The following is a 25,249-nucleotide window of genomic DNA, read 5'->3' as shown; positions in this document are numbered from 1 at the left end:
GGCGCCCACCAAGGTGGGTATCTACCGATTCCACCGCCCATGCGCCACCACCACCAACACCACCACGCCCGCGGCAACGCTGGTGTGACCGGACAGCGCGGCCAGACCGAAACCCACGCCCAACCCGCGCATGGCAAACACGGTACTGAACACCAGCAGTGCCCAGCCAATCGCGCGCAGCTGCTGGGTTGCCTGCGCGCTCAGCACACGACGCAATACGTCCCGCTGATGACGCTCCATCGCCAGTGCCAGGCAGGCGAACGCGGCCAGCGACAACACGAACAGAATGACGTGGATCATGCGCTGGCCTCCGGTGCCGCAGTGCGTGACGCGGCAGACGGCCGTGCACGCCTCACCTTCGGCGCATGCCGCCAGGTGCGCCAGGCCAGCAGCGTGTGCAGGGCGGCCAATGCCAGTAGGGTCAGGTCGGTGCCAGCGAATGCCCAGTCGCCCGCGGCCAGCGTGCGCCACAGCGGATGCAGCGTGGTCACCGCAGTCAGCACCGGCAGCAGCGCCAGCAGCAACGCCGCCAGCAGGAACTGTTCGATCCATGCACGCTTGGGTGTGCGCATCGTGGCGTGCACGAACATGGCCGCCCAGGTCAGGAAGAACACATGCACCTCCCACGCCGCGCGCCCGTCCATGGTGATGGGCAGCAGGCGGTTGGCCCATAGATAGGCCGCCATCGCCACCGACAAGCCGGCGACGGTGGCGATGTTGAGACGCTCGACCAGGCGGAAGCCGAAGTAGGGGCGCTGCGGATCAGGCAGCTGCGCGCGGCGCTTGACCGTCCATAGCACCAGCCCGGTGCCGACCATGGCGGTGCCGGCCAGGCTGACGATGAAGTACAGCCAGCGCAGGGCGGCATCGGCGAAGCGGCCCAGGTGCAGGCCATACAGCACGCCCTGGGTATCGGCGGCAACGCCCGAGTGTTCCTTGATCTGCAGCAGCTGCCCACCGCTGCCGTCGAACAGCAGATAGTTCGGGGTGGTCGAAACACGGCTGGACTGCGCACGCACCACGGCCACGCGTGCGTTCTCGTCGCCGGGATTCTGCACCTGCACGCTGCCCACCGCGCCGGCTCCCCAGCGCTGCTCGGCCTGCTGCACCAGTGCACCGACGTTGGTGAGCGGAGCAGGGTGGCCGGCGGCCTTCTGCGGTGGCAGGAACAGGCGCATCTCGCTGACGACCTCGGCCTGCTGGCGCTTGTCCGGCAGCTTGGCCAGGCCCCACGGCATGTACAGTACCGCCAGCATCACCAGGCCGCTCCAGGTGATCATGAAGTGGAACGGCAGGCCGAGTACCGACAGCGCCGCATGCCCATCCAGCCATGAGCGCTGGCCCTTGCCCCAACGGAAGGTGAAGAAGTCGGCGAAGATCTTCTTGTGGGTGATCACGCCGCTGACGATCGCCACCAGCATGAACATCGCGCACAGGCCGACGATCCAGCGACCCCACATGGCTGGCATGTAGTGCAGATTGAAATGGAAGGCGTAGAAGAAGTCACCGCCGCCGGTGTCACGTGCCTGCAGCGGTGCACCGGTGCTGGCGTCGAACAGGCCCGAGTCGAAGCCATGCCGGCCACGCCCGCCCGGGCTGGCCCACATCGCCGACACCCACGGCATGCGCGTGCTCGGCAGGCTGAGGTTGATCTGGTTGGCCGCAGGCGTGTCGGCCATGATCGCCGTGACGGTACGCTGCGCAACCACAGCGGCGTCCGGCAACACGGACGGTGTGGCGATTTCCGGGCGGGTGTAGCGCGAGAGCTCGTCGCGGAAGTAGCTGGCGGTGCCGGTGAGGAACATCGCGTACAGGATCCATCCGGCCAGCAGCCCCACCCAGATATGCAGGTCGGACATGGTCTGGCGGATGCCGCGTGGCTTCGGAGTGCGATCGACCTTGCTCATGCAGCGCCTCCGTTGCCGACCGTCTGTGCGATCAACCACAAGGGCAACGCCGCGACGATCAGGCCCAGCCACGCACGCCACGCCGAGCGCACCGCGAACACCCAGACCACGGCGCCGGCGTACAGCAGGAAGCTGGCCAGCATGCCGGTGAACACGGCCTGGCGACCATCAATGGGCAGCGTCAGTGCGGCGATGCTGCACAGTGCGGCCAGCACATAGCCGCCGAACAACGCGGCGATGATGCGTGAGACCAGGGGCAGCCAGGTCAGCACGGAGGCGGTACGGGAAACGGTCAAAGCACTTCTCCAGGGCACCACGCGCAATGGCGTGGCGCCCTTGAAACGAGGATCAGAAATCGATGGTGGCCGACAGCAGGGCGGTGCGTGGCGTACCCAGCCCCGAGCCGAGGCTGCCCGCCCAGTACGCCTTGTTGGTCACGTTCTGCACGGTGGCACGCAGTACCAGCGGATGGCCGGCCGCTTGCGTCGCATAGCGGGCACCGAGATCGAACACGGTGCGGCCCGCCACCCACTGGCTGTTGTCAGCAGTGATGTAGCCCTTGGACAGGCTGACCGCGTTGCCGGTGAGGGTGAGGCCGGCCACGGTCGGCACGTCCCATTCGACGCCGAGCTTGCCCTGCCATTGCGGTGTGGCCGTCGCCAACCGACCTTCGTTGACGCCGCCCTGGGTACGGGTCAGCTTCGGCTGCAGCCAGCCGATGCCACCGAGCACGCGCAGCTGTTCGGTGGCCTGGCCGAACACGGTCCATTCCACGCCCCGGTTGCGTTGCTGGCCTCCGAACGAGAACACGTTGGTCGCCGGGTCGGTGTAGGAGCTGGGCTTTTCGATCTCGTACACGCTCAATGCGCTGGCCAAGCGGCCGAAGTCGAACTTGGCACCGACCTCGCGCTGGCGGGTCTTGAACGGCGGGAACACGTCGCCCGCGTTGGCGGCGGTTGCCGGGGCGGTGCTGCCCTGGCTCAGGCCTTCGATGTAATTGGCATACAGTGACAGGCGGTCGCTGGCCTTGAACAGCAGTGCACCGGCCGGGGTGTTGGCGCTGGCGTCGTAGCGTGCGGTGCGCTTGCCTGTGCCGCCATCGAAGGTATCGCTGAGCACGGTCTGGTGACGGATGCCCAGGGTCAGCTGCACACGATCATCGATGAAGGACAGCGTATCGGCGATGCCGAAGCTGGTGGTGCGCACTTCCGCGGTCTTCGGCAGCGACGCATCACTGAAGCTGCGGTCGATGGCAGGGCCCCACTGCGGGGTGTAGATATTGGTTACCCAATCGCGGGCCAGCAGGTTGCGCTTGAAGCCGAACTTCTGGTCGTGCTGGTACCAGGCTGCACTGATCGCCAGCGCGTGATCGACCGCGCCGGTGCGGAAACGCGCCGACAATCCGGCTTCGGCGGTGTCCTTGCTGTAGATGAAGCGTTGGTGGGCGAAGTTGTTGCGGAAGTCGCCGGCGGTGTTGGTGATCAGCGTGGTGGCACTGGCGATGGAGTCGAAATCGGTATGGCCGTGGCCGTAGCTGGCATGCGCCTGCAGGTAGTCATTGATGTCGAACGACCAGCGCAGTGCGGCGGCCTGGTCCTTGACGGTGCTGAAGGTCCAGTCCGGTGCAAACAGGGTGCTGGCTTTCGGCGGGCGGGGCACGGCCAGGCCGGGCGCCAGCGAGGCGCCACGGTTGAGGCCATCCACATGGTCGCGGCTGCTGAACAGGTCCAGCGACACCTGCGAGCGCTCACCACGCCAGTCCAGGCCGAGCGATGCGAGCTGCGTCTTGTGCTGCTGGTGGTCGGTGGCGGTGTCGCCGTCGCGATGCACGGCATTGAGGCGTACGCCGAACTGCTTGTCCGCGCCGAAGCGGCGGCCGACATCCAGGTGACCGCCCCACTGCGCGTCGCTGCCGTAGCTGGCGGTGAAGCGGGTCAGCGGCGTGTCGCCTGCACGCTTGGGTACCACGTTAACCGCACCGCCCACCGAGCCACCGGGCGGCATGCCGTTGAGCAGCGCGGACGGGCCCTTCAGCACTTCGATGCTCTCGGCCAGTTCGGGAGTGACGCGGTAGTAGGGGATCAGCCCGTACAGGCCACCAAAGCCGATATCCGACGAGGCGACACCGAAACCGCGGACGTTGAAGTAGTCGGTGATGCCACCGCTGGAGCCACTGCTGTAGACGCTGGGGTCGGTCAGTGCGATGACCCGCACCAGGTCCGGCGCCTGGATGTTGTCGATGAAGTCGGCGGTGTAGCGGGTGGTGTTGAACGGCGTGTCCATGAAGTCGAGCTCGCCGAGCAGGCCGACGCCGCTGCCGCGCGTGACCTGGCCGCCGGCGTAGGTATCGGTGGGTGCGGTCTTGTCGGCGCGCACGTTCACGGTGGGCAACTGGCGGGCGCCATCGGGTGCATCGTTGGCGTGTGCGGCGGTGGCGATCAGCAGGGTGGGCAGCAACGCCGCACGGGCGGCCAGGGACAGCGCCGAGCGGCGTGGGAGGGGCAGGGTTCGCAGGGGGAGGAACATGGCGGTTCTCGTGTGGTGGGTCGTGCGATCGGCCAGCACGGCGCCGTCTGTGACCTGCAGGGGCAGGACGACGCGGGCTGTGGAATGGCTGGCAGAGGGCACGGCACTGCCGCTGTGGCAGTGCTGCACGCGAGGTGCGTGGGCGATCTGTGGCTGGGTGGAACGAAGCGCGGGGCGCGGATACTGCGGGGTGGATCAGATATCGTCGGCGAGGTCGTCGAGGTCCTGCAGGCCACCGCCGCGTGCCAGCACGCGCTCGTAGTTGCGGCGGCGACGCTGGTCGGTCTCGGTGGTGGTCTCGCCACGTTTCCAGTAGCCGGCCACGGCAACGTCGGCGCGTGGCAGGCCGACCGTTTCGATGAAGTGGCGGCGCAGGGCACGCATTTCCTCGCGCTCGCCGGCCGCCCAGACCGTGCTGCCGGGTTCCGGCCGCAGTTGGCGCGCCTGCTGCAGCAACGGCACGTCACCGGTGGCGAGGCGGAGCACGCGGACACCTTCAATGGCGGGCAGTTCGTCTACCGGGAATGCATCATCCGAGGCGATCCAGGCCTCTGCGCGCAGGTCGGCCGGCCACTGCTGCAGCAATGCAAACAGGGCAGGGATGGCGCTTGGGTCGGCGAACAGGAGGGCGCAGGTGCCCTCGCGCTGCGGTACCTGCAGATGGTGGCGCGGTCCGGTCAGATCGAAGGCATCACCGGGGCGCAGCGCACGTACCCAGGCCAGCATCGGCCCCGGCGCCTCGTGCAGCACTACGTCCAGGGTGAACTGGCGGGTGTTGGGATCGAGGCTGCGCACGGTGTAGATCCGTGACACATCGCCGAACGTGGCGCCGAGCTGGATGCGCACGGCGGTGTTGGCACGCTGCCAGGGCGCGAGTTCTGCATGTTCCGGCAGCTGGACCACGAGGCGCAGCAGGCTGGCGCACGGCTGTGCAACCGCGACCACCTGGACCTGCAGCGCCTGCAGGCCGCGATCATGGTCGGCGCCGCGCAGCGGCCCGGCCGGGGTGATTGAAGTGGGGGACGCGGACATCGACAACGATCCTGGACACTGCAAATGCGAATTAGTTACATAATAGTAAACTAAATTGATCGTGCCGCAACCGGGGCCTGTCCACGGACCGCAGCGACGCGTTGACCACGGCGTCGCTGCGGACCACCATGACGGCCCTTGCCCGCGCACCGCGCAGGAACCGTTACCGCATGGCTGCACCGAAAAAGACCGCTGCCCGTGGGCGACCGCCCACCATCACCCGCGAGCGCATCGCCGACGCCGGCATTGCCATGACGCTGCCGGGGCTGAGCTTCGTGGGCGTGGCGGCGGCGTTGGGGGTCAGCCACATCGCGCTGTACAAGCATGTGGCGAATCTGGCGGCACTGCGCGAGCTGGTGGCCGAGGCGATCTTCGAGCGTTGGCAGGCACCGGCACTGGATGCCGCTGGCCGGCGCAGCATCGAGGAGGATCTGCGTGCGTTCCAACGTTCACTGCGGACGCTGGTGGACGGGAATCCGGGCCTGGCGCCGTTCCTGGTCAGCCACGGCGCGAAGACACCGGAGATGCTGGCGCGCATCCAGCGCCACCATGCCGAATTCAGCCGCGTGCATGATCTGCCGCTCGAGCAGGCGGCGTGGCTGCTGTCGACCGTGGCCTATCACGCCGTGGCGTTGGCCGACACCGTGTACTCACGCCATGCGGTGGTGGATACCACGCGACGCCCGCTGGATCGGAAGGCGCAGGAGGCCGAGTTCGACCGCAGCATGGAAGCGTTGATCATCGGTGCATTGGCGATGTGCGGGCGCACGGCAGGCGCGAGGTAACCGCCAATCCTGGTTGGCACCGTTGCCCCGGTAGTCGCCAACCTTGGTTGGCGCCGCGATACATCGTTGCCTACCAAGGTGGGCATCTACCGGTCAAGCGGCATCCTTGCGCTCCGCATCTTCCATGCCCGGGCTGATGCGGCGGCCGATGTCCTTCGGCGAGGTAACCGCCAATCCTGGTTGGCACCGTTGCCCCGGTAGTCGCCAACCTTGGTTGGCGCCGCGATACATCGTTGCCCACCAAGGTGGGCATCTACCGGTCACGCGGCGTCCTTGCGCTCCGCATCCTCCATGCCGGGGCTGACGCGGCGGCCGATGTCCTTCCGCGAGGTAACCGCCAATCCTGGTTGGCACCGTTGCCCCGGTAGTCGCCAACCTTGGTTGGCGCCGCGATGTGTCGGTGCCCACCAAGGTGGGCATCTACCGGTCAAGCGACATCCTTGCGCTCCGCATCTTCCATGCCCGGGCTGACGCGGCGGCCGATGTCCTTCAACCGCGCCAGCTGATCCACCATCGACGGTGCATCGTCCAGGCTGCCGACGAACGTCCACAGATAGGTCATCACCGCGTACACATGACCCGGCGTCACACCGTCGGTGGTGGCGAGACGGCCGATGGTGAGCGCGAACAGCACCGCTGCCGCCGCGCCAACTACCACAAAGGCACCGGCTTCGCGATCGGAGAGCAGGATGCGCAGCCGCGACAGCGTGGTGTAGTGGCGACGCAGCACCGAAGGACTGACCCGGTCGACCAGGCGGATCTCATGCTCCAGCCGGTTGTTCAGTCGCCCATGCAGCTGCTCGTTGCGGCGTGCGAACGACGGCATCAACAACACTGCGCCGAGCAGGGCGATCAGGCTCGCGGCGCCGACCAGCGGTTCGATCACCAGCAGCATCACCGCCGCACCGAACATCGATACCAGCGCGGTGGCGATGATCGGCACGTGCTTCTCGAAGAAGTCGACGAACTCGCGGGCCAGCACAACGCGTGCGGCCGAGGTGGAGGTGGCGTGGCCCAGCCTGCGCTGTGCCTGCACCACATTCACCGCCAGGTCGGCATAGATGCGGGTGAAGGTACGGGTATCGACCGCACGGCGGGCGGCACCGACCAGCCAGAACAACAGCACCACGCCGGCGTAGGAGATGGCGTGGCCGATGTCGCCGCGGATGATCGCGTCCACCGCGAAGCCGGCAAACAGCGGATACGCCAGCAGCAGCGCATTTTCCAGCGCCACCAGCGAGAAGGTGCCGGTGAGCTGCCAGGGGTAGGTGCGCAGGATGGCCTTGAGGGTGGCGGCCGCGTTCTGTTGGCCGATGCTGCCGGCGGCGGCCGCCGGATCGTGTGGGGGTTTCATGGGGATGCCTGGGTGGGTCGGAGTCAGAGCAGGGGACGGATGCCTGCCATCTCCCGGATCGCGCCCAGTATCTGCAGCCCTTTGGAGCGGGCATGGAGGATCGATGGAGATTGCGTGGAGAAGCCGGCGGCGTTCAGCGATGCAAATGCCCACCAAGGTGGGCCGCTACCAGGGCAGTGTCTACCGCCTCAACGGCGGGCATGCACCGGCCAGCGGATTTCGAAGGCACTGCCACCACGTTCGGTGGCCCGGCATAGCGCTGTTCCGTGATGGGCCACGGCAATCGCACGCACCACCGCCAGGCCAAGCCCGGAGCCACCACTCTGCCGCGAGCGGGAAACATCCGTGCGCTGGAAGGCTTCGAAGATGCTGTCGCGAAGGTCGTCCGGCACACCGGGGCCGCCATCTTCCACCGTGACGGTGCAATGGCCTTCGGCCAGCGTCACGTACACCCGCAGCGGGCAGGGAATGGCATGGCGTCGTGCATTCTCCAACAGTGCCAGTACTGCCTGGCGGATGCGTGCAGGATCGCAGTCGGCCAGCGAAGGTCGTGCGTCCAATGTCACCGAGAAACCACTCTCGGTCAGTGCCTCGGACATCGCTTCAACCACCGCGGCCACCTGCACACTGACATCGCTGCGCTGCAGGCGCAGATCCAGGTGGCCACTCTCGGCCAGGCTGACCACGCGCAGGTCCTCGATGATGCGGGTCAGGCCTTCCAGCTGGGTGAGCATGCTGTTGAACTGCTCAGGCCCCGGCTCGAACACGCCTTCGGCGATGCCCTGCAGGCGGCCGCGCAGGATGGTCATCGGCGTGCGCAGTTCATGCGCGATCGCCGCGTTCCAGAACACCCGGTTCTCGGACATCCGGCTCAGCCGTTCTGCCATGGAGTTGAAATCGCTGACCAGCGTGGCCGCTTCGGCCATCGTGGTATCACCACCGCGTGCACGCGCTTCCAGATCGCCACTGGCGACCCGGCGCAGGCTTTCGGCCACCGAGTTCAACGGCGTGATGATGCGCCGGGTCAGGCGCGAGGCGACCAGCGTGGCGAAGATGACGACCACGGTGGCGGTCAATCCGATCCACAGCCATTCCAGCCCGGATGGCATGATCGTTTCCGGCTCGTCGTACCAGCGCGGATAGAACACCTCCATGAGGTAATAGAACAGGTAGAAGCCGCTGATCGACAGCACCGTCGAACACAGCGAGGCCACCGTGATGGACAGCGTGATCTGGCGTCCGATGCTCTTGCCTTTGGGGTTCATCAGTCAGTCCAGGAAGCGGTAGCCGACGCCGCGGATGGTGGCGGGAATGCCGATCACGCCGACATCCTCCAGCTTGCGCCGCAGTTTGCTGACATGGCTGTCGACGGTGCGTTCCTGCGCATCGCCTTCGGGCAGGCAGGCATGCAGCAGATCCACCCGCGCATGCACCTGCCGCGGCGCGCGTGCCATATGCACCAGCAGCCGGAACTCGGTGAGGGTGAAGTTCAGCTCGTGCACCTGCTCGCCATGGCGCACGGTCACCTCGTGGCTGCGCAGGTCGATCTCGAAGGGCCCTTGGCGGATCAACCCGTTGGGCGCTTCGACCAGGGGCCGGGAACTCCGGCGCAGCACGGCCTGGATGCGGGCGACGATCTCGGCCGGATTGAACGGCTTGGCCACGTAGTCGTCGGCGCCCACGCGCAGGCCGGTCAGCTTGTCCACGTCCTGGTCGAGCGCAGTGAGCATGATGACCGGGGTGTTGCCGATCCGTCGCAGTTCGCTCAGCACCTGCCAGCCATCCAGTTTTGGCATCTGCACATCCAGCAGCACCAGGTCCGGACGCAGTTGGCGGTGGCTGGCGAGTGCCGCCTCACCGTCGGCGGCGCGGGCGCTGCGCAGGCCGGAACGGGCCAGGTAAGCACTGAGGATGTCAGCGATTTCGCCCTCATCTTCGGCAATCAGCACCAAGGGTGCCTGTCGGGTACGGAGATCGTGTTTCATCGCGTGCTGCGGGTTCGGGGCAAGGGTGGGCAAGGGCGGGATCAGGGGCAGGGTCATCGTCGGCACTGCATGTCCTGCGCCTCTTCGTTGGCAGCCCAGGCCAGGGCGGCCAGCACCAGCGTGCGCTGCAGGCTGGGTTCCACTGCACCTGGGCCGCGCAGCTGCTGCAGCACCAGGGTGGACACCGCCGCCGGCAGCTTGCTCCAGCGCGATGCCATGGGGGTGGTGTTTACCCGGGCCTGCAGCCGCGAGGCCATGCCCAAGATGGCGCGCAGGCGCAGTGCCAGCAGGGCGACGACCACGAGAGTGGCTAGGGCGAGCAGCAGATGCAGGGTGACGTCGGCGACCGGGTGCGTTGCCGCCCAGACCGCCAGACCAATCAGCGCCAGTGACGCGAGAGCGCCGGAACGGCCGGTGCCACCGGGCCCATCGCTGCGGAACCCCACCAGGGCGGCGGCCCCGAAGCCCGCCAGCAGCGGGGGTAACGGATCCGGCGCGGCCAGCATCCAGCTGGTGGTCGATGCCAACACGACGGCGATCAACCACGGCGAAGGCGCACACCACGCCAGGTAGGCACGGCGCACATCGATGGGTGGCAGGTCTGGATGGGAAAGGGACACGGCAGGCGGGCAGTCGGCGAGGCCGACGAGGCTAGCGACCGTTGATGGAGACTCGGTCGAGATTGTGTCGAGATTGCGTGGACGCAGGCTGCAGCATTCAGGCGCGGGGCTGGTGCCTGAACGGCTGCCGCGCCTCCATGCAATCTCCACAGTGGCTCCAAGAAACGTCCATCCGCGGCTTCCAGACTGCGGTTTCGGCGGTCGCATTGGGCGACTGCACGCAGCCGGGCGTTTCGATGAGCAACCGCAGGACCTGGATCATTGCCGCTACGGTGGCCACATTGGCCGCCGGCGCTGGATGGTGGGCGTTCGCCGGCGGCGATGATGCCGCGCTGATCACTGCGCCGGCAAGGGTGGCGGATCTGGAGAAGACCGTACAGGCGGTCGGCCGGGTCCATCCCAAGGAGCTGGTGGCGGTGGGTGCGCAGGTGTCCGGCCAGGTCAAGCGCCTGCATGTGGTGCTGGGCCAGCGCGTACAAGCCGGTGATCTGATCGCCGAGGTCGATTCGCAGCCGCAGCGCATCGCACTGCGCAGCGCCGAGGCGGCTACCAATACGCTGCGTGCCCAGCATGCCGCCAGCGAGGCTCGCTATGCGCAGGCCAGTCGCGCTTACCAGCGGCAGTCGCAGCTGGTGGCGTCGCGCCTGGTGTCACAGGAAGGTTTCGAAGCCGCACGCGTGGCACGCGATGCGGCACGCTCAGAGGTGGCCGCGCTGCAGGCGCAGATCGACCAGGCCGTGACCCAGGTCGAAACCGCACGGATCAACCTGGGCTATACCCGCATTGTGTCGCCCAGCGACGGCTACATCGTGGCCATCGTCACCAAGGCCGGGCAGACGTTGAACTCGATGCAGACCACGCCGACCATCGTGATGCTGGCGCAGATGGATACGATGACCGTGCGCGCCGAGATCGCCGAGGCCGACGTCGAGCTGGTGGCACCGGGGCAACCGTTGTGGTTCTCGACACTGGGGCCGAGCGGCCGCCGCTATGAATCCCACCTGCAGCAGCTGGAACCGGCGCCGTCCTCGATTGCCGACGTCGCCACCGGCAATGCGGGTGGCTCTGCGCAGACGCCGAAGGCGGTGTACTACGCCGGCCTGTTCGACGTGGCCAATCCCGGCCTGAAGCTGAAGCCCTCGATGACGGTGAAGGTGACCCTGCAGCTGGCACGGGTTGCCAACGCGCTGCAGGTGCCATTGACGGCGCTGACCGATTCGGATGGCAAGGACGGCAGCCGTGGAACCGTGCGCGTGCTCGACACCAAGGGCCGCGCCCAGGAACGTGCGGTGACGACCGGCCTGCGCACCGCCACCGCCGTGCAGATCCTGTCCGGCCTGCGCGAGGGTGAGAACGTGGTGGTCGGCCAGGCGCCCAGCGGCGGCGAATCCGAACCGACCAGCCTGCTGGGGATGTGAGCATGGCCGACGCACTGCTGGAACTGCATGGCGTATCGCGCGCCTATCGCTCCGCTGCCGGCGAGGTGGTGGTGCTGAAAGACGTTTCGCTGCGCATCGATGCCGGCGAGTTCATCGCCATCATCGGCCCCTCGGGCTCGGGCAAGTCCACGTTGATGAACATCCTTGGCTGCCTGGACCGGCCGACCGACGGCAGCTATCGGGTGAACGGCGAGGCCACCGAGCAGATGGCGCCGGACGCGCTGGCACGCCTGCGCCGCGAGCATTTCGGCTTCATCTTCCAGCGCTACAACCTGATGGAGAACCTGAGTGCCACCGAGAACGTGGCGCTGCCGGCAGTCTATGCCGGCGTGGAGGCGGACGTGCGCACTGCCCGTGCACGCACGCTGCTGGAAACGCTGGGGCTGGGCGAACGCATGGCGAACCGGCCGAGCCAGCTGTCCGGCGGCCAGCAGCAGCGCGTGTCCATTGCCCGTTCGCTGATGAACGGCGGCGCGATCGTGCTGGCCGATGAACCCACCGGCGCGCTCGATCACGCCAGTGGCCAGCAGGTGATGGCCGAGCTGAAGCGCCTGCATGCACAGGGCCACACGGTGATCCTGGTGACGCACGATGCAGCGATCGCCGCCAACGCGGCGCGGGTGATCGAGATCGCTGACGGCCGGGTGGTGGCCGACCGCGGCGAGCGGGGATCGCGTGCTGCGGCTGAAACTTCCGGGACCGAACGCGACGCGTCGCCGGTCACCGAGCGCCGCGCACGCATGGACGCAGTTCGCGAAGCCGCGCGCATGGCCGTGCGCTCGATGCTGGCCCATCGCCTGCGCACGCTGCTGACCATGCTCGGCATCATCATCGGCGTAGCGGCCGTGGTGACCGTGGTTGCGCTGGGCAAGGGTGCACAGGCGCAGGTCGAATCACAGATCAACGAACTGGGCGCCAGTACGCTGGAGATCTTCCCGGGCGCCGATTTCGGTGACCCGCGCTCGGCGGAGATCGAGACACTGGTGGTGGGCGATGCGGACCATCTTGCGGCCTTGAGTTACGTGGACAGCGTGAGCCCGAACCTGAGCGGATCGGTGGCGGCGCTGCAAGGCAATCGGCGTGCCAACACCCAGGTGCTGGGCGTAGGCGCCGACATGCCGCGCGTGCGTGGGCTGCGGCTGAAGGCCGGCCGCTTCTTCACCGACGCCGAAGTGGATGCGCACCGTGCCGTGGGCGTGGTTGACCAGAAGGCGGCCAAAGCGCTGTTCAGCGGCAGCCCGATCGGCAGCACGGTGCTGCTGGGCGGCATGCCGGTGGAGGTGATCGGTGTGGTCGGGGCCAATGCGTTCGTGGGCGGTGCAACCCCGACGGTCTACGTGCCGTATACCTCGGCGGCCTCGCGGCTGCTGGGCAGCGAGCGCCTGGAGAGCATCACGGTGCGTGTGCGCGACAACGTGCCCACCAACGCCGCCGAAGCCTCGCTGGGTGCCGAGCTGGAGCGGTTGCATGGCCGTCGTGACTTCTTCATCTACAACGCCGACCAGATCCGCAAGGCGGTGATGAAGTCCAGCCAGACCATGGCCGCGCTGGTCTCCGCCATTGCCGCCGTGGCGCTGGTGGTTGGCGGGGTGGGGGTGATGAACATCATGTTGGTCTCGGTGAAGGAGCGCGTGCGCGAGATCGGTGTGCGCCTGGCGGTGGGCGCGCGGCAGGGCGACATCCTGCGCCAGTTCCTGATCGAGGCCGTGCTGATCTGCCTGTTCGGTGGCGTGCTGGGCGTGCTGTTCGCGTTCGGGGTCGGTGCGCTGTCCAGCCTGCTGTCGCTGGGTGTGCCGTTCCTGTTCACGGCGGGGCCGGTGCTCGCCGCGCTGGCGTGCTCGTCTGCGATCGGGCTTGGCTTCGGCTACTTCCCGGCGCGCAGCGCGGCACAACTGGACCCGATCCAGGCGCTGGCAGCGGAGTAGGCGCAGGCCCGGTGCAGGCATTTGTGGAGCCGAAGGCAACGGCAGGAGCCGTTGCCTTTGGCTTCACAGGAGCAGCCTCAGGATGAGGGGCGCGGATGCGTGCGCACGCGTGCACGCTCGCGATACAGACGGCTGTCGGCGCGCTGCAGGGTGTCGGCCACCGTCTCGCCGGGTGCGTGGTGGGTCGCGCCCAGCGAGAAGGGTGTGGGTGACTGCCCGGCATGCTGCGCATACCACTGCTCCAGCGTGGCCAGCCGTCCCGGTTCCGGTGCAGTCAGCACCACCATGAACTCGTCGCCACCCATACGCACTACGCTTTCCATTGACCCCAGTGGAGCGCGCAGGAAGGCGGCGAACTCGACCAGCACCGTGTCACCCCGTGCATGGCCCTGGGTGTCGTTGATCTGCTTGAAATGATCCAGATCGAACATCAGGCAAGCCCAAGGCTGGTCGATCAGTTCGTCCAGGCGGGGCAGGAAGCGGCGGTTGTAGCTCTGGGTGAGGGGATCCTTGAAGGACATCTCGCGCAACTGCTGTTCCTGCATCCGCAGTGCGGTGACGTCCTGCGCATGGCCGAGCACGTAGGGTGGGGTGGCCTCGTTGTCGAGCACGTTGTGATACGCCCAGAAATGCCGGGTACCATCGGCGGCGATCAGCTCGATGACGCCGGCATCGGTGTGGTTGACTGCGATGCGTTCCAGATACGCCTTGAACGCGGCCCGCTTCTCCGGCGGCATCAGGTCGCACAAGCTGCGCCCGATCATGTAGCTCTCATCGAAGCCCAGTGACTGCACGGCCGCTGGGTTCACCGAGGTCAGCACGCCCTCCAGCGTGTGGGTGCAGATCAGGCCAAGGCTGTAGTGGAACAACCGCCGGTAGCGGGTTTCGCTTGCTTCCAGTGCATCCAGCGCGGCGCGCTCCTCGGTGATGTCCTGTATGGCCCCGACCAGCCGCGGCCGGCCATCGACCTGCTGCCGGCCTCCAACCACGCGGGTCCAGATGGCTCGTCCGTCGGCGGTGGTCATCGGCAGCTGCACCTCCCACGACGTGCCTTCATCGATGCAACGCTGCACCGCCGTGCGGATGATGTTTCGGCTGTCCTCGCGATAGAACGAGAGCGCAGTTTCGAGCGTCGGTTCGAAGTTGCTGCGCACGCCGTGGATCTGCTTGGTTTCGCGGGTCCAGCGGACCTCGTTGCTGACCAGGTCCATTTCCCAGCCACCCACCCGGGCCGCGCGGTTCGTGCGCTCCAGGAAGTCCTCGCTGCGCTTCAGCTCACGATGCAGGGCCTTGGCCTGGCCGACCTGGGCCATCAGCGTGCTGCGCTGCTCCAGCACCTGGGTGGTGACCCGGGCCAGATGCACCATCAATTCGCGCTGGGAGGGAGACAGAACGCCCGGCATCGGGTCGAGCAGGCACAGCGTTCCTATGCGCGCGCCATGCGCCGAGCCCAGCGAGATCCCCGCGTAGTGGCGGATGCGCGGGCCGCCGGTGACCAGTGGATTGCTGGCGAAGCGCGGGTCCTGGCGCGCGTCCGGAATCTCGAACAGCGTGTCCTGCTGTATGGCATGGGTGCAGAATGAAATCTCGCGCGCGGTTTCGCTGACACCTTCCAGCCCGATGTTGGCCTTGAACCACTGGCGCTCGTCGGCAACAACTGAAATCAGAGCCATGGTCATGCCGGTTGCGGCACGCGCGGCGGCGACGATCGCATCGAAAACAGGCTCTGGTGGCGTGTCGAGCAGGTGCAGGCGGTCGAGTTCAAGCAGTCGTTCGGCTTCGTCCATGGCGCGTTTCAAGGCTGGGGGGCGAGGGCGGCTTCGGCGGCTGTCATGCACCACGCTAGTGCGTAGCGCGTTATGTATCGCCACGACGGGGTGACGCCGACGTGACGCGTCCCGGTCAGGGCTTGCGGGGCCCGCGCGAGGGGCGCACCGAAACGTGACGGTGGTCGCGAACATGCCAACGCCAGGGAAAGTCCACCGCACGGGTGATGCCGATGCGGGGCCCGACCACCGGATCCTCGGGGGGAGGCACGCCATCGCAGGCAATGACAATGCCGTGGCTGCCGGTCACCAGGTCTGCGCCATCGAAGCCGCGGTCCAGCCCGAAGGCCTGCGAGAGCTTGCCGGGGCCGCTGGCCAGATCATGGTCACGTCGGGCCGCCGGGCGCAGTTCGCGCATTCGTTCCAGCCCCGCCATCGGCTCGGCGGCCCGCAGCAGGACGGCGACGCCCTCGCCGATTTCGCCGCAGACCACGTTGCTGCCCCAGTGCATGCCGTAGGTGAAGTAGACATACAGATGGCCGGCCTCACCGAACATGCTGGCGGTGCGTGGCGTCTGCCCGCGATAGGAGTGCGCGGCCGGATCGATGCTGCCGGCATAGGCCTCGACCTCAACGATACGCGCCGCGCGACCATCGTTGCGTACCAGCAGCTTGTTGAGCAGCTCGGGCGCAACGTCGGTCGAAGGGCGCTGGTAGAAGCGGCGCGGAAGGATCTGCAGTGAAGCGGGCAACCAGTCCGGCACGGTAGTGGCAGGCTCGGGTGAAAGACGGTGGCACTGTGGCATCGGTCAGGTGAAACGGGCGCAGACGCAGCATCATTCCGGCGCAGGCGGCGCGGCCAGTGCCGCGCGCCGCGCGGCATAGACTTCGGGCGTCTGCGGCTTGATGAACAGTGCAACCAGTTCCGGATACTCCCGCTTCACCGCCGTTTCGATGCGGGTGATGCAGGCTTCAATCTGCGGGGTCCGCCGATCGTCCTCGAACTCGGCACTGAGCATCGCCACGACCTGTTCCGGCCCCATCTGCATGGTGGTCACGCCGTTCGCGCGACGCAGGTCCGGATCGGTTTCGGCCACCGCCATGATCCGCTCGGCCACCGCGGGGTGGGCAGGTTCTCCGACCAGCAGGCCCTTGGTCTCACGCGCCAGAAGGAAGGCGGTTGCGGCCAGCACGCCGGCGATGCACAGTGATGCAACGCCATCAAGCACCGGCATTTCCAGCAGCTGGGCGGCCAGCAGCCCAATCAGCGCGAAGCCCAGGCCCAGAAGGGCGGCACTGTCCTCCAGCAACACGGTGAAGGTGGACGGGTCCTTGCTGCGGCGGAATGCTTCGAAGTAGCCGAGTTTGCCCTTGGTACGCCGGAATTCCCGCAGCGCTACCCACCAGGAAGCACCCTCGAACAGGATGGAAATGCCCAGCACGCTGTAGCTCAGCGCGTGGTTGCTGGCCGGTTCCGGCCGACGGATGTGCTGGATGCCCTCGTAGGCCGAGACGCCGGCACCAGCCGCGAACACCAGCAGGGCGACGATGAAGCTCCAGAAGTACAGCTCACGGCCATAGCCGAACGGATGCACGGGGTCTGGCGCCTTGCCGGCGCGGCGCAGACCGTACAGCAACAGGAGTTCATTCAACGTGTCGACCAGCGAATGCACGCCCTCACTGAGCATGGCCGAGCTGCCGGAGATGCCGGCGGCAATGAACTTTGCGATGGCAATGGCCAGGTTGCCCGCGAGGGCGGCGTAGATGACCAGACGGGAACCGGTGGGGGCAGACATCAAGGCAAGGGGGAGGGCAGGTGGATGCCTGATCTTGCGGACGGGCATGTCCCTGAGATGTGCACGTGTCCGATGTGCCGGGGCCGGGCAGGCGCCCAACTGCCGCTGCGATCAAGCCGGTTAGGGGGCAGGAATGCAGACGCCAGGCCCTACGCTGGGGTCAGTCCTCGTGGCCAACCGTGTTCGAAGCGACGTTGACTATTCTCCGTAACCTGAAGAGACTTCGATGAATCACAAATTTTCCTGGTCCGCCCTCCTCAGTCTGTTGCTCTGCGCCAGCGTCGCGCGGATCTCCAACACCCTCCTGCTCGCTGCGGGTGGCAAATTTTTCGTAGCGGCAAGCGCAGGCCCGATCGCAAGCTGGGGACGCCCTGGATACGGGCTGCTGATCGTCATCGGGTTCCTCGCGCTGGCGACCTGGTACTTCGGCGAGCGCGCGAAGGCCGTGCATAAGGCTCTGCCTGCCCGTTTCTTCATCTGATACCACCGTTTTTGCCCGGGGTGCCGGCCAGCGGCCGGCACTACCGTTCAATCCGTCATAACACGACCAATCGCATCGGCCAGCAGCGCCCGCACCCGTTCCGGCGGCAGGTCCGGATCGCGCACGGCACGCATCGCCAGCCCTTCCACCAGCAGCCGCAGCAGCAGGGTTCGGCTGGCAATCCGCTCTTCGTCCACGGCGCGGCCCAGATTGACGTCACGCTGGCGCAGCCATGCATGGATCGCGGCGCTGGTCTGCTTGTCATGGGTACGCAGCACCTCGGCCAGGACGGGGTCGCGGTGTGCCTCGGCGTTGATTTCCGCATACAGCGCCACGCTGGCAATGGCATTGCCGTGGATCGGCAGCACCTCGCCGCGTGCCCATTGCTGGTAGCACTCCAGCAGCCCATCAATCAGATCGGACGCCGCCGGCATTTCGCTGATCGAGGCCTGGTCGTGGCGCAGCTGGCGCTTGATCAGGGCCAGGATCAGGGCGCGCTTGTTGGCGAAATAGCGGTACATCAGCCCCTGGCTGATCTCGGCCTCGGCAGCGATATCGCCGATCGAACCGGCATGGAAACCACGGGTGATGAAGCACTTCTGGGCGGCGTCGAGGATGCGCCGGCGCTGGGCTTCGGCATGGGCGGCGGCAGGGGCGTCAGCGGGTGCAGCTACGGCGGTTTTCGGCGTCATTGCATGAAGTCGGGGCGTCCAGAGGCGGGATAGTACGTCACAAAAGGTGTGAATGAACGGTCATTCATTTGTAATTCCCGCCTCCCAGACTGCGCCGGCCTTCTCCTTCCGCGAATGAGTCCGATGCGCCACCTCCCGCAGCACCGCCCGTTGCTTACCCTCGCCATCGCCGCTGCGCTGCCGGCGCTGGCTCACGCCGAAGACAATCCCAGCGCCGAGGCCACGGCATCCGCCGACGCGGCCCGTACCGTGGTTGCCCTCGACCAGGTGATGGTGACCGCGCAGAAACGCGCCACCAACCTGCAGGAGACGCCGATATCGGTGTCGGTGGTCGATGCCGAAGCGCTGAAGGACCGCAGCGCGATCTCGCTGGGCAGCCTGTCTGATGGCTCCATTCCGTCGTTGCGGGTCACGCCGTTTGCCACCCGCAGCTCTGCGTTGAACATCGGTATCCGTGGCATCGGTGCCTCCGGCGACGCCAACCAACCGGCCCGCGATGCCGGCGTCGGCATCTACGTCGACGGGGTGTTCATGGGCCGCGCGCAGGGCCTGGGCAGCATGCTCTACGACGTGGAGCGCATCGAAGTGCTGAAGGGGCCGCAGGGCACGCTGTTCGGTCGCAATACCGAAGGCGGCGCGGTGAGCATCGTGACCAAGGCGCCGACCGGCGAGTTTGGCGGCAACGTCAGCGCGGGCGTGTCCAACTTCAGCGGCTACAACAGTGCGCTGCACCTGGATCTGCCCAAGGTGGGCGATGTCAGCTTCAAGATCGACGCCGTGCAGGCCAAGCGTGGCGGCACCACCGACAATCCGATGCGCGGCGAGCGCGACTTCAACAGTTACGACAAGCGCGGCGCCCGCCTGAGTGCGCTGTGGCAGCCGAGCGATGACTTCTCTTTGTTGTACGCGTTCGATCGCTCCTATGATGCCACCACGCCATATCACACCCAGGTGCTGGTGCCAGGCGCCTACCTCAGCCCCCTGCAGAAGGCCGGCGCCAGCCAGGATCGGCGCGACAGCACCATCCTGGGCGGGCCGCAGGAAGACAACATCGGACGGACCAGTGGCCATCTGTTGAACCTGTCGTGGACGCTGAACGACAACCTGGAGTTGAAGTCGATCAGTTCCTACCGTGAACTCACCCAGGGGCAGTTCGACATGGGGCTGGTCGATGCGATTTCGGCCTATGGTGGCGCAGGCACACCCTTCGGGCGTTACAGCCTGGCCCAGGTCTACCAGCACCAGTACAGCCAGGAATTCCAGCTGATCGGCAACACCTCGCAGGTGCAGTTCCTGGGCGGTGCGTTCTATTACCACGAGACCGCTGGTGACAATGCGCAGACCCCGAACATGCTGGTCTGGGGGCCGGGTGGCAACAGCTACACCGTGAATCCGGCGACCAACCCGCTGGATCTCTCGCGGGTACGCATCGATCGCGCCAGCAAGGCCTGGACCGACAGCCTGGGCGTCTTCGGCCAGGCCACGTGGACCCCGGAAGCGATGCAGCGGCTGCACCTGACAGCGGGTGGCCGCTATACCCGCGATGACAAGAAGGGCAGCCTGTACATCGTCAATGGTGCGGGGACCAACCTTGCGTTCAAGGATCGCTGGAGCCGTTTCGACCCGATGGTCAATATCGCCTACGACCTCGGCGAGCACGCGATGGTCTATGCCAAGTACAGCACCGGCTTCAAGGCCGGCGGTGCCAACTCGCGCTCGACCAACTACAGCGCGTTCGGTCCTGAAGAAGTGACGGCCTATGAGCTGGGCTTCAAATCGCAGTTCTGGGACAACCGCGCGCGCCTGAACCTGGCGGTGTTCGATTCGACCATCGCGCACAAGCAGATGGACTTCTCGCTGCCGTTCGACCCGAACAGCGGCGAAACCCGCACCACCATGGTCACCACCAATGCACTGAGCGATGGCAAGTCGCGCGGCGCAGAGCTGGAGTTCAACGTGATGCCGGTGGACAACCTCACCCTGGGCCTGAACTACGCCTATACGAAGATCGACGCGCAGACCGCGACGGACCCGTTCGGTGCAGGGGTGCACGTAACGGTCCAGCCGCTGCTGGCGCCGAAGAACGCCGGCAGCCTGTCGGTGGACTACCTGCTGCCGTTCGCGAACTTCTCGGCACTGAAGTTCCATGTGGACGGCAACTGGTCCGATGGCTACTACACCAGCGAGTACGACCAGATGCTGACCGACAGCTCGTTCGTGGTGAACGCACGGGTGGCGCTGGTGGATGTGCCGGTCAACAGCACTGGCACCACCATGTCGTTCTCGTTGTGGGCACGCAACCTGCTCGATGAGCAGCACCTGTTCTACAAGATCAACAGCGCGGCGCTGGGCCAGAGCGGCATCTTCAACGACCCGCGTACCTTCGGCCTGGAAATGGCCGTCAACTTCTGATTCGAACGGAGAATTCCATGAAGCACCGCTCTACCGAACTTGTCCTGGCCCTGATGCTCAGCCTGCCGATGGCTGCGACGGCTGCTGCCGCTGATGCGCCGCAGGTCGCCGCCGCGAAGCCGACGGCCGTTGCGAACGTGAAGCCCGTCGCTGCCGATGCGCAGCGTGTGATCCCGCTGCAGGGCGCCTGGAACGTGCGTACCTTCGCCGGCCTGCAGGGCCGCCACGGTCCGATTCCGGCCGATGCGTTCGTGCGCACCGCAGACCTCGGCCGCCTCACCGATGCCGACCGTGATGCCCTGGCCGCGGCCGGCGTGAAGCTGGATATCGACCTGCGTACTGCCGATGAAGAGGCGCAGTCGCCGGACCTGCTGGCCAGGGATGATCGCTTTGCTTACCAGCGCATTTCGCTGATGGGCACCGAGAAGATGGACCTACAGAAGATGATGACCAGTTTCCCGGATTCGCTGGGCGAAGCCTATGTGCAGTGGCTGGGCCACAGCCAGCCGCAGTTCAAGCAGGTGTTCCAGCGCATCGCCGCGCAGCAGGACGGTGCCGTGCTGTTCCATTGCACGGCCGGCAAGGACCGCACCGGCATCATCGCTGCCCTGCTGCTGGATCTGGCCGGCGTGCCGAAGTCCGAGATCGTGCACAACTACGCGATCTCCGCGCACTACCTGGAAGGGCAGCCGAAGGACAGCGCGATGAACGCGCAGATCATGGCGCTGGTCAAGCAGAACCCCGAGATCGCCCGCAAGATGGCCGGTATGGCCGGTACCGCACCGGACAACATGGAGCAGTTCCTGGCGGCGTTGCACAGCCAGTATGGTGGTGCGGAAGGGTACCTGAAGTCGATCGGAGTGAGCGAGCAGGAGATCCAGCAGTTGAAGGTGCGGCTGGGGCAGGCCGGCTGAAGACTGCCAGGCTGAAGGCAGGTGCCGGACAGCCCGGCACCTGCCGTGCGTCATCACGGCTGCTGCGGTGCTACCAGGATGGCGGCATCCAGTACCGGGAACGTCTGCGGTGCCTGGCCGGACGATGCGACCAGGCGGATCTCCAGCGTGGTCGTTCCCCCATCGGCGGCATTCAGTGCCTGCAGGGCCCCCAGTTTCTGCGGCAGCGGCACCGCGAACGTGGTTGGGTGGCTGTGATCCATCCCGGCCATGGTCGGCCCGAAGAACGATACGGTGCCGGCGTAGTACGGACTGTCGGCCGCCACGGAGGCGGTGCCCGCCGGTGCGTTGATCAGCACGTCGAACTCGCGCGTATTGTTCAAACCGTGTGGTCGCTCCAGGGTCACTTCGGCAATCAACTGGCGCGGGCCCGATGTGGTCAGGTGCGCGCGCACCGCCTCATTGGGGACAGCCACGCGGACGGCGCCATCGGAGCGTGTGCCGCGCACCAGCCGCACCGCGCCGGCAGCTGCTGGCAGCGTGACCGCCTCCAGCATGTCGTTGCGGCGCGCGTAGACGTAGTCGTAGTCGAAGGCCGTGGTGGAGAAGAACGCACTGGCCGGACGCTCGCCAACGGGCTTGCCCTGTGCATCGACGAAGAACCGGAACGGTTCGTTCATGAACTGACGCCGCTGGTCGACGTTGATGGGCATGATCGGCTTGCCGCGGGATTGCTGCAGCTGGTTCCACACATCCCACAGGCGGTCCATGTTGGCGTGGTGCAGGTAGAAGATCGGATCGAGTGGTGACAGGAAGTTGGTCATGTTGCCGTAGGGGCCGGGATCGACCGCGCCGACGCCACCGATGCAGTTGTGCACCTTGTTGTGCGGGAATCCTTCCAGTACCGAGAATTTCGTGGCGCCGTCAGGCTGCACCACGTGCGAGGCCGTACGCGAGCTGGTGAAGCTGCGGCTGACATCGTCGTTGTAGAACTCGACCGGCGACAGCCCCGCGTGGATGGTGTCGGGAGACACGGCCGAAGCGGTCTTTGCATCGAAGCCGGGATTCTCGCGCCAGAGGTAGCGGGCGCCGCAGGTGATCGCATAGGCCGCATTGCCCGAGATGCCGGTCTTTTCCGCGACGCTGTAGCCGGTCACATCGTTCCAGACATCGTCTGCAGTGAGGTAGCCGCGGAACTTGAGCTGGCCGCGTTGGCCTGCATCCAGCGTGTCCCAGTAGCGCTGCAACGCCGGGCGCATGAACCGGGTGAAGACCGCCAGGTTGCGGGTATACGGCGCATAGGCGCTGTCAGTGGGCGTCAATACGCCGTCGAACATCGCCGGGGGAATCCGTGGCAGCTCGGTCCAGTCCCAGTAGGGCATGGCGAACTGCGGATCACCGCTGAGCGTACGGATGGTCTGTTCGAAGTAGCCGACATAGCCCCGGTGCCAGACATAAAACCACCAGTTGCCGTGCGGGCAGTCCATCAGATGCACGAAGGCGTTGCGGAACCAGTTGCGTGGATCGTCTGCCGGCAGTGCCAACATGGCCTTGATGCCACGCGCGTAGCTGGCCAGCATGCGTTGGCCTTCGGGGCTGGTGACGTTGTAGCGGTGGTAGCGTGCCTGCGCGGCCTTTCCGGCCGGTGCGGCGCCGCTGGCCCAGGCCCCGGGTGCTACCAGTGACGCCAATGAAGCGCTGGCGGTGGTGGCAAGAAAATCACGACGTGTGTAGCGCATAGCCTTCCCCCTGGTGATTGGTTGAACCGCGTTGGGTTACAAATCACTGGCAGGGCCGGCGGCAGCATGGCGGCCGGCCCGACGGGGACATCCAGCCCCGCCGCTTCCACCAGCAGGTGCAACGATGGCAGGGGTGGAAGCGGCGGTAGTATAGGCATGGCAAACAGAGCTGATCTGCGAAGCAGGCCACAGTCGCAGGCGCGTACACATCTGCCCGGCTGAAGCTGTTCACCGTCGTCGTTGCGACGTTGTCGATCAGCCAGGCATGGCCTGGCTCTACTGGTCGGGTTTCACCCTTGCCACCCGTTTCCGGTACTCGTACACGTTGTCACCGCGTATGCGCTTTTCCTCGGTGCCGGTGACCCGGCCCACCTGCTGGTCTGAACCGGTCACGGGCTGCGCCTCGATTTCGGTCTCGTGCTCGAAGGAATGCGATTTGTCGGTGTTGCGGTAATAGCGGTACAACGCCCAGTACAGCGCGGTTGCGCCGGCCGGACCTGCCGCCAACAGCCAGAGGCCACTGTCGTCGCTCATGTCGATGCCACCAGGAAGGCAATTGCGAGGGCTTCAATGACGGTGCCGGTGGCAAGGGCCGCCAGCAGCATCTTCCATTGCTGCACGGGCACGCTGCCCATGGTTTCGCCGGTACGGCCGTTCACCGCGATGTAGTGCAGCATGCCGCCGTTCTTGCCAGGCTGATGGTACGAGTACAGCCAGACCGGCAGGTACATCGACACCCAGCGGGTGCCATGCACCTCCAGCTGTTCCTGCTCCCAGCGCACGCCGCGGTTGTAGCGCTTCACCGAGCCTTCCACCTGTGCGCGGGCAATCGACAGCAGCTGGTCTTCCAGCCGCGGCCGCAGCTTTTCCACATCCAGGTTGCGCTTCTCCGAAGTGAAGCCGGCCAGGTAGGAGGCGTTCCATTTCACCGCGTTCTTGGTATCGAACGGCAGGATGGTGTTGATGATGTTGTTGGTGTTGGCGCGGGTATCCAGGTTGCCGCGCTCGGCCGAGGATTCCAGCGGAAGATCGTCGACGGTGAAATCGACCTGGCGTTCGACCTGGTAGACATCGGCGTCGTAGAGGGTGCGCTTGTTCTTCTCGCTGCCGACCGTGTACTCACGGGTCTTGATCTCGCCTTTGCCGGCCACCGCAGCGCTGACATTGCTGTCGACGATCATGTAGGGCAGGAACACGCCCACCACGTTTTCAGGGGTGAACTGGTCCTTGAACGCCTTCAGCGCGAACATCCGGCGCTTGTCGACGAACTGGCGGATGCGTGCGACCGCATCGTCCTTCTTGATGTGGAAGGGCAGGACGGCATCGGGCACCGCGCCGTTGGCGATCTGCTCGTTGACGCCGAACACATGGCGGCACCAGTGGCAGCGCGCCGTCATCGTACTTTCGGTGTTGACCGTGACTTCTGCGCCACAGCCCGTGCACTTGAAGGTCATCAACGCCGAGGTGTCGGCATCGATGTCGCGTGCGCCGGAGGCGATGACGGTGCCGCGCAGCTGGTCGATGGCCTCGCCCAGCCCGAACTCCTCCTCGACGCGTGCGCCATGCCATTCGTGACGGCAGTACAGGCAGACCAGGATATCGGTACCGGCCTTGGGCCGGATGTCGGTGGCGCCGCACTTCGGGCAGCGGTTGAGGCCGTCCTTCAGCTCGCTGGCCGAAGTATCGATGGCCACAGGATCGGGCGCTTCCACTTCATCGCGGATGGCCTGTGGCAGTTTCGAGGTGTCCAGCGGGAAGCTGCCGGGCAGGGGAGGGACGTCCTGCGGCGAACCGGGCCCATCCAACGACGCCGCCGGCAAGGGCGGCGGCGTCGCGGGCGCGGATCCGGGCAGCGGCGGTGGGCCGTTTCGGGGATCGGACATGTTCGTTGTGCGTCC

22 protein-coding genes are annotated in these 25,249 nt (G+C 66.4%); 6 read left to right on the top strand and 16 right to left on the bottom strand.

What is annotated here, in order from left to right:
* Positions 1-21: 21 nt before the first annotated feature.
* The 5 genes from ACZK3W_RS12175 to ACZK3W_RS12155 form a co-directional block, all read right to left on the bottom strand.
* Entirely contained in the window at positions 22-300 is a 279-nt protein-coding gene (locus ACZK3W_RS12175) for a DUF3325 family protein (protein WP_197615917.1), read from the bottom strand.
* Positions 297-1,907 carry a PepSY domain-containing protein gene (locus tag ACZK3W_RS12170; RefSeq protein WP_197615916.1) on the bottom strand — a complete coding sequence of 537 codons (1,611 nt, stop codon included), beginning with the start codon at positions 1,905-1,907 and terminating at the stop codon, positions 297-299. Before ACZK3W_RS12170 ends, ACZK3W_RS12175 begins: the two co-directional genes overlap by 4 nt.
* On the bottom strand, positions 1,904-2,203 hold the full coding sequence (locus ACZK3W_RS12165) for a DUF3649 domain-containing protein (protein ID WP_197615915.1): 300 nt from the start codon (positions 2,201-2,203) through the stop codon (positions 1,904-1,906). Before ACZK3W_RS12165 ends, ACZK3W_RS12170 begins: the two co-directional genes overlap by 4 nt.
* A 52-nt stretch (positions 2,204-2,255) precedes the next feature.
* Positions 2,256-4,433, bottom strand: a complete 2,178-nt coding sequence (locus tag ACZK3W_RS12160; protein WP_478449940.1) for a TonB-dependent receptor — start codon at positions 4,431-4,433, stop codon at positions 2,256-2,258.
* A 195-nt stretch (positions 4,434-4,628) separates the two neighbouring features.
* Complete coding sequence (locus ACZK3W_RS12155) at positions 4,629-5,465, bottom strand: siderophore-interacting protein (RefSeq protein WP_197615913.1); 837 nt, start codon at positions 5,463-5,465, stop codon at positions 4,629-4,631.
* A 170-nt stretch (positions 5,466-5,635) separates the two neighbouring features.
* Here ACZK3W_RS12155 and ACZK3W_RS12150 point away from each other — a divergent pair, with 170 nt between their 5' ends.
* Entirely contained in the window at positions 5,636-6,250 is a 615-nt protein-coding gene (locus tag ACZK3W_RS12150; RefSeq protein WP_125894821.1) for a TetR/AcrR family transcriptional regulator, read from the top strand.
* A 427-nt stretch (positions 6,251-6,677) separates the two neighbouring features.
* Here the strand turns inward: ACZK3W_RS12150 and ACZK3W_RS12145 are convergent, their stop codons facing one another.
* From ACZK3W_RS12145 to ACZK3W_RS12130, 4 genes are all read right to left on the bottom strand, one after another.
* Positions 6,678-7,604 carry an ABC transporter six-transmembrane domain-containing protein gene (locus ACZK3W_RS12145; protein ID WP_197615912.1) on the bottom strand — a complete coding sequence of 309 codons (927 nt, stop codon included), beginning with the start codon at positions 7,602-7,604 and terminating at the stop codon, positions 6,678-6,680.
* Positions 7,605-7,792: 188 nt separating this feature from the next.
* Entirely contained in the window at positions 7,793-8,869 is a 1,077-nt protein-coding gene (locus tag ACZK3W_RS12140) for an ATP-binding protein (RefSeq protein ID WP_121503630.1), read from the bottom strand.
* Positions 8,870-8,872: 3 nt separating this feature from the next.
* The gene (locus tag ACZK3W_RS12135; RefSeq protein ID WP_132810195.1) at positions 8,873-9,589 is read right to left on the bottom strand and encodes a response regulator; all 717 of its coding nucleotides are present in this window, start codon (positions 9,587-9,589) and stop codon (positions 8,873-8,875) included.
* 53 nt (positions 9,590-9,642) lie between these two features.
* Positions 9,643-10,209: a hypothetical protein gene (locus ACZK3W_RS12130; RefSeq protein WP_478449938.1), complete on the bottom strand. Its 567-nt coding sequence runs from the start codon at positions 10,207-10,209 to the stop codon at positions 9,643-9,645.
* A gap of 236 nt (positions 10,210-10,445) precedes the next feature.
* Between ACZK3W_RS12130 and ACZK3W_RS12125 the strand changes: the two genes are divergently transcribed.
* A complete protein-coding gene (locus ACZK3W_RS12125) occupies positions 10,446-11,627 on the top strand; it encodes an efflux RND transporter periplasmic adaptor subunit (RefSeq protein WP_197615911.1) in 1,182 nt (393 codons plus the stop codon).
* A 2-nt stretch (positions 11,628-11,629) separates the two neighbouring features.
* Positions 11,630-13,573 carry a MacB family efflux pump subunit gene (locus ACZK3W_RS12120; RefSeq protein WP_197615910.1) on the top strand — a complete coding sequence of 648 codons (1,944 nt, stop codon included), beginning with the start codon at positions 11,630-11,632 and terminating at the stop codon, positions 13,571-13,573.
* 77 nt (positions 13,574-13,650) lie between these two features.
* Here the strand turns inward: ACZK3W_RS12120 and ACZK3W_RS12115 are convergent, their stop codons facing one another.
* From ACZK3W_RS12115 to ACZK3W_RS12105, 3 genes are all read right to left on the bottom strand, one after another.
* Positions 13,651-15,360: a PAS domain S-box protein gene (locus tag ACZK3W_RS12115; RefSeq protein WP_197615909.1), complete on the bottom strand. Its 1,710-nt coding sequence runs from the start codon at positions 15,358-15,360 to the stop codon at positions 13,651-13,653.
* Between the two features lie 115 nt (positions 15,361-15,475).
* Complete coding sequence (locus tag ACZK3W_RS12110) at positions 15,476-16,102, bottom strand: DNA-3-methyladenine glycosylase (protein ID WP_125894809.1); 627 nt, start codon at positions 16,100-16,102, stop codon at positions 15,476-15,478.
* A gap of 72 nt (positions 16,103-16,174) precedes the next feature.
* Positions 16,175-17,134, bottom strand: a complete 960-nt coding sequence (locus tag ACZK3W_RS12105) for a cation diffusion facilitator family transporter (RefSeq protein ID WP_032127209.1) — start codon at positions 17,132-17,134, stop codon at positions 16,175-16,177.
* Between the two features lie 226 nt (positions 17,135-17,360).
* Between ACZK3W_RS12105 and ACZK3W_RS12100 the strand changes: the two genes are divergently transcribed.
* Positions 17,361-17,615, top strand: coding sequence for a hypothetical protein (locus tag ACZK3W_RS12100; protein WP_032127210.1), 255 nt, complete (start codon positions 17,361-17,363; stop codon positions 17,613-17,615).
* Positions 17,616-17,662: 47 nt separating this feature from the next.
* On the opposite strand, the gene ACZK3W_RS12095 is transcribed toward ACZK3W_RS12100, so the two are convergent.
* Positions 17,663-18,307: a TetR family transcriptional regulator gene (locus tag ACZK3W_RS12095; protein ID WP_197615908.1), complete on the bottom strand. Its 645-nt coding sequence runs from the start codon at positions 18,305-18,307 to the stop codon at positions 17,663-17,665.
* A 123-nt stretch (positions 18,308-18,430) separates the two neighbouring features.
* Here ACZK3W_RS12095 and ACZK3W_RS12090 point away from each other — a divergent pair, with 123 nt between their 5' ends.
* Both ACZK3W_RS12090 and ACZK3W_RS12085 read left to right on the top strand, forming a co-directional pair.
* Complete coding sequence (locus ACZK3W_RS12090; protein WP_197615907.1) at positions 18,431-20,719, top strand: TonB-dependent receptor domain-containing protein; 2,289 nt, start codon at positions 18,431-18,433, stop codon at positions 20,717-20,719.
* 17 nt (positions 20,720-20,736) lie between these two features.
* Positions 20,737-21,633: a tyrosine-protein phosphatase gene (locus ACZK3W_RS12085; RefSeq protein ID WP_478449936.1), complete on the top strand. Its 897-nt coding sequence runs from the start codon at positions 20,737-20,739 to the stop codon at positions 21,631-21,633.
* 53 nt (positions 21,634-21,686) lie between these two features.
* Here the strand turns inward: ACZK3W_RS12085 and ACZK3W_RS12080 are convergent, their stop codons facing one another.
* The 3 genes from ACZK3W_RS12080 to ACZK3W_RS12070 form a co-directional block, all read right to left on the bottom strand.
* Positions 21,687-23,351, bottom strand: a complete 1,665-nt coding sequence (locus ACZK3W_RS12080) for a tyrosinase family protein (protein ID WP_197615905.1) — start codon at positions 23,349-23,351, stop codon at positions 21,687-21,689.
* A 276-nt stretch (positions 23,352-23,627) separates the two neighbouring features.
* Complete coding sequence (locus ACZK3W_RS12075) at positions 23,628-23,885, bottom strand: hypothetical protein (RefSeq protein ID WP_032127215.1); 258 nt, start codon at positions 23,883-23,885, stop codon at positions 23,628-23,630.
* A complete protein-coding gene (locus ACZK3W_RS12070; protein WP_049461047.1) occupies positions 23,882-25,234 on the bottom strand; it encodes a membrane protein in 1,353 nt (450 codons plus the stop codon). Before ACZK3W_RS12070 ends, ACZK3W_RS12075 begins: the two co-directional genes overlap by 4 nt.
* Positions 25,235-25,249 lie beyond the last annotated feature (15 nt).

The organism is Stenotrophomonas sp. 80084_Sma, assembly GCF_056481995.1.
The sequence above is the reverse complement of the archived record's forward strand: the minus strand, read 5'-3'. Positions and strand labels throughout refer to the sequence as shown.